This is a genomic window from Monashia sp. HAY1-5C, from assembly GCF_056755255.1.
On record NZ_JBPGXG010000192.1, the window covers coordinates 1 to 6,604 of the forward strand.

At 73.7% G+C, this 6,604-nt stretch carries 9 protein-coding genes; 7 read left to right on the forward strand and 2 right to left on the reverse strand.

The features are described 5' to 3' along the window. A partial coding sequence (locus tag ACR9ZK_RS20120; RefSeq protein WP_481343740.1) for a winged helix-turn-helix transcriptional regulator occupies positions 1 to 669 on the reverse strand: 669 nt, incomplete at its 3' end. 66 nt (positions 670 to 735) lie between these two features. Between ACR9ZK_RS20120 and ACR9ZK_RS20125 the strand changes: the two genes are divergently transcribed. Beyond that, positions 736 to 1,053 (forward strand): MoaD/ThiS family protein, encoded by a 318-nt coding sequence (locus tag ACR9ZK_RS20125; protein WP_481343741.1) that lies wholly within the window; start codon positions 736 to 738, stop codon positions 1,051 to 1,053. 15 nt (positions 1,054 to 1,068) lie between these two features. Then, the gene (locus ACR9ZK_RS20130) at positions 1,069 to 1,992 is read left to right on the forward strand and encodes a hypothetical protein (RefSeq protein ID WP_481343742.1); all 924 of its coding nucleotides are present in this window, start codon (positions 1,069 to 1,071) and stop codon (positions 1,990 to 1,992) included. Positions 1,993 to 2,002: 10 nt separating this feature from the next. Here the strand turns inward: ACR9ZK_RS20130 and ACR9ZK_RS20135 are convergent, their stop codons facing one another. Beyond that, entirely contained in the window at positions 2,003 to 2,374 is a 372-nt protein-coding gene (locus tag ACR9ZK_RS20135) for a DsrE family protein (RefSeq protein ID WP_481343743.1), read from the reverse strand. Between the two features lie 23 nt (positions 2,375 to 2,397). Between ACR9ZK_RS20135 and ACR9ZK_RS20140 the strand changes: the two genes are divergently transcribed. The 5 genes from ACR9ZK_RS20140 to ACR9ZK_RS20160 all read left to right on the forward strand — a co-directional run bounded on the left by ACR9ZK_RS20140 (position 2,398) and on the right by ACR9ZK_RS20160 (position 6,486). Next, positions 2,398 to 2,895: a heme-binding beta-barrel domain-containing protein gene (locus ACR9ZK_RS20140; protein WP_481343744.1), complete on the forward strand. Its 498-nt coding sequence runs from the start codon at positions 2,398 to 2,400 to the stop codon at positions 2,893 to 2,895. A 51-nt stretch (positions 2,896 to 2,946) separates the two neighbouring features. Beyond that, complete coding sequence (gene ygfZ, locus ACR9ZK_RS20145) at positions 2,947 to 3,999, forward strand: CAF17-like 4Fe-4S cluster assembly/insertion protein YgfZ (protein ID WP_481343745.1); 1,053 nt, start codon at positions 2,947 to 2,949, stop codon at positions 3,997 to 3,999. A 104-nt stretch (positions 4,000 to 4,103) separates the two neighbouring features. Beyond that, positions 4,104 to 4,958, forward strand: a complete 855-nt coding sequence (locus ACR9ZK_RS20150; protein ID WP_481343746.1) for a beta-keto acid cleavage family enzyme — start codon at positions 4,104 to 4,106, stop codon at positions 4,956 to 4,958. Between the two features lie 84 nt (positions 4,959 to 5,042). After that, positions 5,043 to 5,510 (forward strand): helix-turn-helix domain-containing protein, encoded by a 468-nt coding sequence (locus ACR9ZK_RS20155; RefSeq protein ID WP_481343747.1) that lies wholly within the window; start codon positions 5,043 to 5,045, stop codon positions 5,508 to 5,510. A gap of 1 nt (position 5,511) precedes the next feature. Beyond that, positions 5,512 to 6,486, forward strand: coding sequence for a hypothetical protein (locus ACR9ZK_RS20160; RefSeq protein WP_481343748.1), 975 nt, complete (start codon positions 5,512 to 5,514; stop codon positions 6,484 to 6,486). Positions 6,487 to 6,604 lie beyond the last annotated feature (118 nt).

Below are 6,604 nucleotides of genomic sequence, written 5' to 3' on the forward strand. Positions count from 1 at the left end.
TCCGTCGTCGGCAGCGTCAGATGTGTATAAGAGACAGGTGCCGATGAGTGCCTCGTGGTCGGGGCCGAGCTTGGCGCGCAGCCGCCGGACGTGGACGTCCACGGTGCGCGTGCCGCCGTAGTAGTCGTAGCCCCAGACCTCCTGGAGCAGCTGCGCGCGGGTGAAGACGCGTCCCGGGTGCTGCGCCAGGTACTTGAGCAGCTCGAACTCCTTGTAGGTGAGGTCGAGCGGTTGGCCGCGGAACCGGGCCGAGTAGCTCGCCTCGTCGATGACGAGCTCACCGGAGGTGATCGGCATGTCGAGGTCGGCCTCGTCGTCCTGCCCCTTGGTCATGGCGAGGCGCAGGCGGGCGTCGACCTCGGCCGGGCCGGCGGAGTCGAGGAGCACGTCGTCGAGGCCCCACTCGGCCGTGAGACCAGCAAGGCCGCCCTCGGTGAGGACGGCCAGGAGGGGCGTACCGATGCCGGTGGTGCGCAGCACCCGACACAGGGACCGGGCACTGGCCAGCTCGCGCCGCGCGTCGACGAGGACGACGTCGCAGTCCGGCGCGTCGACGAGCGCGGTGGCCTCGGCCGGCAGGATGCGGACCGTGTGGCTGAGCAGCCCGAGCGCGGGCAGCACCTCGGCGCTCGGGGCGAGCGCGTTGGTGAGCAGCAGCAGGCGGGCCATCTCCTGCAGGATAGGCGAGACTGGTCGGGCCGGGACCGAACGGCATGAACGATGAGACGGAGTCCGATGACCTCCAGCCAGACCCCTCCCGTGGTCGCCGACCCCCTCGACGCGGCGGGTGACGCCGACGCCGCGGCGGGCGCCGGGGCCCGTGTCACGGTGCGCTACTGGGCGGCCGCCCGGGCCGCTGCCGGCACCGACAGCGACGTGCAGGAGGGCGCGACGGTCGGTGCGGTCCTCGACGCCGCCGTCGCCGCCCACCCGGCGCTGGAGCGGGTCGCGCGTGTGGCGACCTTCCTGCTCGACGGCCGCAAGGTCGGCCGCGAGGTGCCGGTGACGCCCGGTGCGACGGTCGAGGTGCTGCCGCCGTTCGCCGGTGGGTGATGCACAATGACCCCCGTGCCCGACGACCCCACGGCCGCGCAGCCGGCCGACGGACCCCACTCGGGTGACCCCGGCGTCCGGTCCCGCCGGGGCCGCGGCAGCCACCGCGCCCCCCGCCGGCACCTGGCCCAGGCGTCGGACCGGCCCGTGCGCACCGACCGCCCCCGAGCCGCCGGTTCGCTGCAGGTGCCGCTGTCGCCGGTCGCCGCCGACCGGGTCCGCTGGGTCGCCGTCGGGGTGACGCTCGTCGGTGCCCTCGCGCTCCTGCTGACCTCGGTGTCCGGCTACGGCGTGACGCTGGCCGTCACGCTCGTCCTCGCGCTCGTCGCCTCGTGGGGCTGGCCGGTGCTGTCGGGGTCCGTGACGCCCGACGCCACGTCGGTCGTCCTCGCCCTGGCCTCGGTGGCCGTCGTGCTGAGCTCGCTGCGTGACGACCTGCGCTGGCTCGCGGCCGCCGTCGCGTTCGGGATCGTCCTGGCGTTCGCGGCGCAGCTGCTGCGACGCACGGGCCGCGAGGGTCTCGTCCTGACCCTGCTGTCGGCCTTCGGCGGCCTCGCGGTCATCGCGTCGGGCACGTCCGCGGTCGTCGTCGCCGACGCCGGGCGGGGCCGCGCCGTGGCCGTGCTGGCGATGGCCGCCGTCGCCGCCGCCGTGCTCGCCGACGCCGTCGCCGCGGTGCGCGCGGCCGCGCCGGTGCTCGGGCTCGTGGCCCTCGTGGCCGCCTCCGTCGTCGCGATGGTCGTGTCGACACGCGTCGACGAGGTCGGTCTCGCCGGCGCCTTCGGCATCGGCGCCACCGTCGGGACCGTCTCGTGGTCCTTCCGGCGGGTCCTCGCGCTGGAGCCGGCGATGATGACGGTGCGTGGGCAGGTCGGTGCGGGCGCGGGCTCGGTGCTCGCCGTCGGTGCGCTCGTCCACCTCTTCGCCGTCTTCTCCTGACGGTCGGTCCTCAGTAGACGAGCGCCTGGGCGCCGGGCGCCGTGACCTCCTCGACGAACGCGGCCGCGCCGCGGATGACGGCGCCCTCGACGAGGGAGTCCTCGGCGAGGTCGCGGCGGGCGGCGCACTGGGTGCACACGGTGAGCCGGCCGCCGGCGAGGACGGCGTCGCGCAGGTCGACGATGGGGGCGGCATGCGGCAGGGCGAACGCCTCGGCCCGCCCCGGGACGGCCATCCACGACGCCTCGCCCGTGAGCCACAGCGACACGTCGACGCCGCTGGCCACCGCCGTGGCAGCGACGGTGAACGCCTGCGACAGCCGTTCGGGCGCCTCGACGCCGGAGGTGACCTTGACGACGAGCGAGCGAGCGGGGGAGTCCATGCGCTCAGGCTACGATTCCGGGCATGTTCAACCTCGACCAGGACATCCCGGAGCCGCTGCGACCGCTCGCCTGGCTCATCGGACGCTGGGAGGGTGCGGGTGTCGTCGGCTACCCGACGATCGAGTCCGCGCACTTCGGCCAGGAGATCGAGGTGACCCATGACGGACGCGGCTTCCTCAAGTGGGAGAGCCGGGCCTGGATCCTCGACTCCGAGAACGGCGCCAAGGTCCGCCCGGCGGCCGTCGAGTCGGGGTTCTGGCGGCCCCTGGACAACGGCGAGGTCGAGCTGCTCCTCGTGCACCCGACCGGCATCCTCGAGCTGTACTACGGGCGGATGGAGCCGGCCAAGGTCGAGCTGCGCACGGACGGCGTCCTGCGCTCACCGGGCGCCAAGGAGTACAACGCGGGGACGCGGCTGTACGGGCTCGTCGAGTCCCAGCTCATGTGGGTCATGGACATGGCAGCGGTCGGCCAGGAGATGCAGAGCCACGTGTCGGCCCAGCTCAAGCGGGTCGACTGACGCGATGCCTCCCCGCCGGAATGCCGTCGCCGCACCGCTCGTTCCCCTGACATGAGTGACGTCGACGTGCCCGCAGCCCCCGCCCGCGCGGTCCACCGCAGCCCGCTGCTCGACGCCCCCCGCGCGGTCGCCGGGGAGGGGCTCGAGTCGGGGGTCGCCGTGCACTACGGCGACCCGATGCGCGAGCAGCGCCTCCTCGAGGAGGGCCTCGCCGTCGTCGACCTCTCGCACCGGGACGTCGTCACCGTGACCGGTCCGGACCGGCTCGGCTGGCTGCACTCGCTGACCACCCAGCACGTGCTCGGGCTCGAGCCGCGGCAGTCGCGCGAGGCCCTGATCCTCACTCCCAAGGGCCACGTCGAGCACTCCCTCCACCTCGTCGACGACGGTACGACGACGTGGGTCACGACCGAGCCCGGGGCCGGACCGGCCCTGGCCGAGTGGCTGGACAAGATGCGCTTCATGCTCCGCGTCGAGGTCGCCCTCGTCACCGACGACTGGGCCGTCCTCGGTGAGCCGCACGCGTCGGAGTCGGTCGAGGGCGAGCCCCTCGCGTGGCGCGACCCGTGGCCCGACCTCGTCGGCGACACGACCGCCTACGGACCCGCCGAGGGCCACCCCGGCACCGAGCGGGCCTGGCGCGAGGTCATCGTGCCGCGCACCGGTCTCCTCGAGGCAGCGGGCGACCGGCCGCTCGCAGGGCTCTGGGCGGCGGAGGCGCTGCGCGTCGCGGCCTGGCGCCCGCGGCTCGGCCTCGAGACCGACCACCGCACCATCGTCCACGAGGTCGACTGGCTGCGGACGGCCGTCCACCTGCACAAGGGCTGCTACCGCGGTCAGGAGACCGTGGCCCGCGTCCACAACCTCGGCCGCCCCCCGCGTCGGCTCGTCTTCCTGCACCTCGACGGCTCGGGGCACACCCTCCCGGCGCGCGGCAGCGACGTCCTCGCCGGCGACCGCGTCGTGGGCCACGTGACCTCGGTCGGGCGCCATCACGTCGACGGCCCCATCGCGCTCGCGATCATCAAGCGCAACACCGACCCGACGCTCGACCTCACCGTCGAGGGCCTGGCCGCGGCCCAGACCGTCATCGTCGCGCCCTGAGGGCAGCTCGCCCCTGAGGGCTGTCGGCTGACCCGTCGCTCGTGACCCCGGGCATCGTGCCGGCGTGAGGAGTGGTGGTCCCGTGGCGCTGGCAGGATGACGCCATGAGCCCCGCACGCAGCGCCGCGAGCACCCTGATCACCGTCGCGCCGACCGGCGCGGAGACCGCGAAGGCCGACGTCCCGGCGCTGCCGACGACGCCCGAGGAGCTCGTCGAGACCGCCGTCGCCTGCGAGCGGGCCGGGGCCGCGCTCATCCACATCCACGTCCGCGACCGTGACCACCAGCCGACGCTCGACCGGGTCCTGCTCAAGGAGGCCGTCGACGCCGTCCGTGAGTCCACGGACCTCGTCGTGCAGCTGTCCACCGGCGGCGCCGTCACCGACCCGTTGGAGCAGCGCCTCACCGTCCTCGAGGCAGACCCCGACTCGTGCTCGCTGACCTGCGGCACGACGAACTTCGGCGACGGCGTCTTCCTCAACCCGTGGGGTTTCATGGTCGACCTCTACCGGCAGGCGCAGGACCTGGAGGTCGTCCCGGAGTTCGAGCTGTTCGAGCTCGGTCACGTGCACGCCCTGCGTCGGCTCATCGACGAGTGCGGCCTGCCCTTCGGCGGCAAGGTGCACGTCGACTTCGTCACCGGTGTGCCCGGCTCGATGCCGGGCACGCCGCAGGCCCTGCTCGCCGGCGTCGCGATGCTGCCGGAGGAGGTCACGAGCTGGTCGGCCACCGGCATCGGCCGGGCCCACCTGCCCATCGTCGCGGCCGCCCTCTCGGCGGGCGGGCACCTGCGGGTCGGGATGGAGGACAACCTGGTGTTCGCCAAGGGCCGGCCGGTGGTGCACAACCGCGAGCTCGTCACTCGGGCGGCCGAGCTCGCGACGACGCTGCAGCGTCCGCCGATGCCGACCGTCGAGGCGCGTGCCCTGCTCGGCATCAAGGACCGTCGCTCCCGCTGACGCGCGGACCCGCCGGGTCGTTGTGGGCCGGCTCACGCTGTCTGGGGTTTGCATTCTGCTTGCTCCAGTTAGCACAATGGAGTGGTGAGCAAGCTTCCGCTACCCGACCTCGGGGCGTACCTGCGCGAGCAGCGCGAGAACGCCCAGCTGTCGCTGCGTCAGCTCGCCGAGATGGCCGGGGTCTCCAACCCCTACCTGTCCCAGATCGAGCGAGGCCTCAAGCGTCCCAGCGCCGAGATCCTCCAGCAGATCGCCAAGGGCCTTCAGGTCTCGGCCGAGTCGCTCTACGTCCGCGCCGGGATCCTCGACGAGCGGGTCGGCGACGACCCGGCCCCTGTCCCGGACGTCCTCTCCGCGATCGCCGCCGACCCGGTCCTGACCGACCGGCAGCGCGGGGTCCTCGTCGACATCTACCGCTCGTTCGCCGGCGAGGCCGCAGCGTCCGAGACCACGAAGCGACGCTCACCGGCCGCGCCCCCGCGGCGCCGCCGACCCCTCTCGCCCGGCCCGAGCGCCGCGGCGACCACAGACGTCACCGAGAAGGAGAAGTGAGATGGCACTGAGCAAGAAGATCACCAAGGCCGTCAAGGACGCCCAGCAGCAGGCGGAGGCCGCCGTGGCCGACGTGCGCGGGCAGTTCGAGGGCCGCATTCCCGAGATCAGCGTGGACCCGACGCCCTTCTACGCGGTCGTCGGCGCGGCGAACCTCGCCATCGACACCGTCCGTGCCGCGGGCGAGCAGCTCGACGCCGCGCGCAAGCTGGCAAAGGGTGCCGACCTGCGCAAGGGCGCTCGTCAGGAGGCCGACCAGCTCCAGAAGGAGCTGCAGAAGCGCATCGTCGACCTGCAGGCCCGCACGGCCGACCTCCAGCGCCTCGCCGCGCGGTACGCCGACCGTTTCGTCGCCCAGGCCCAGGACCTGCCCGCCCAGGTCCTCAACCAGGGCCTCGTCCTCGCGAGCAACGCCAAGGACCAGTACGACGCCGCCGCCGCCCGTGGCGAGAAGGTCGTCACGGACGCCCGCGCCCAGGGCCAGCGCGCCGCCTTCGACGCGGTCGAGCGGGGCAACGCGGTCATCGCCCGCGGCCGCCGCGTGGCGAGCACGGCCGCCGGCGAGGGCCAGAAGGTGGCCAAGAGCGTCCTCGACGTCGTGTCCGACGACGCCGCGACCCTCACCACGCAGGTCGAGAAGTCGGCCGCCGCCGTGGAGAAGGCCGCAGAGCCGGTGACGGCCAAGCGGACCGCCGCCCACGAGAAGGCGATCCGCTCGTCCGCGGCGAAGAGGGCCGCCGCCACGCGCAAGGCCGCCGCCGTCGAGTCGACGACCGCGCACAAGGTCGCGGCCCGCTCCTCGGCCCCGGCCAACCAGGCGTCGACGGGCACGACGACGTCCGCCGCGAAGAAGACCGCGACCCCGAAGACCGCGGCGAAGAAGACGGCGAAGAAGACGGCGAAGAAGACGGCGAAGAAGGCCCCGGCCACGAAGACGGCCACGACGACGGCGACGACCACCGCCTCGAGCTCCTGACCCACCGCGCCGCGAGGGCCGCCACCGACCCTGTCTCTTATACACATCTCCGAGCCCACGAGACGGAGCTACATCTGGGGGGTCGGCTTGTGCTTGAAAAAGGGGGGGGGGGGGGGGG

Excerpts from the sequence above, each read along its gene's own strand:
- ACR9ZK_RS20125 (WP_481343741.1), top strand. The coding sequence starts at position 736 with ATGACCTCCAGCCAGACCCCTCCCGTGGTCGCCGACCCCCTCGACGCG.
- ACR9ZK_RS20140 (WP_481343744.1), top strand. The coding sequence starts at position 2,398 with ATGTTCAACCTCGACCAGGACATCCCGGAGCCGCTGCGACCGCTCGCC.
- ygfZ (WP_481343745.1), top strand. The coding sequence starts at position 2,947 with ATGAGTGACGTCGACGTGCCCGCAGCCCCCGCCCGCGCGGTCCACCGC.
- ACR9ZK_RS20160 (WP_481343748.1), top strand. The coding sequence starts at position 5,512 with ATGGCACTGAGCAAGAAGATCACCAAGGCCGTCAAGGACGCCCAGCAG.
- ACR9ZK_RS20150 (WP_481343746.1), top strand. The coding sequence starts at position 4,104 with ATGAGCCCCGCACGCAGCGCCGCGAGCACCCTGATCACCGTCGCGCCG.
- ACR9ZK_RS20135 (WP_481343743.1), bottom strand. The coding sequence starts at position 2,374 with ATGGACTCCCCCGCTCGCTCGCTCGTCGTCAAGGTCACCTCCGGCGTC.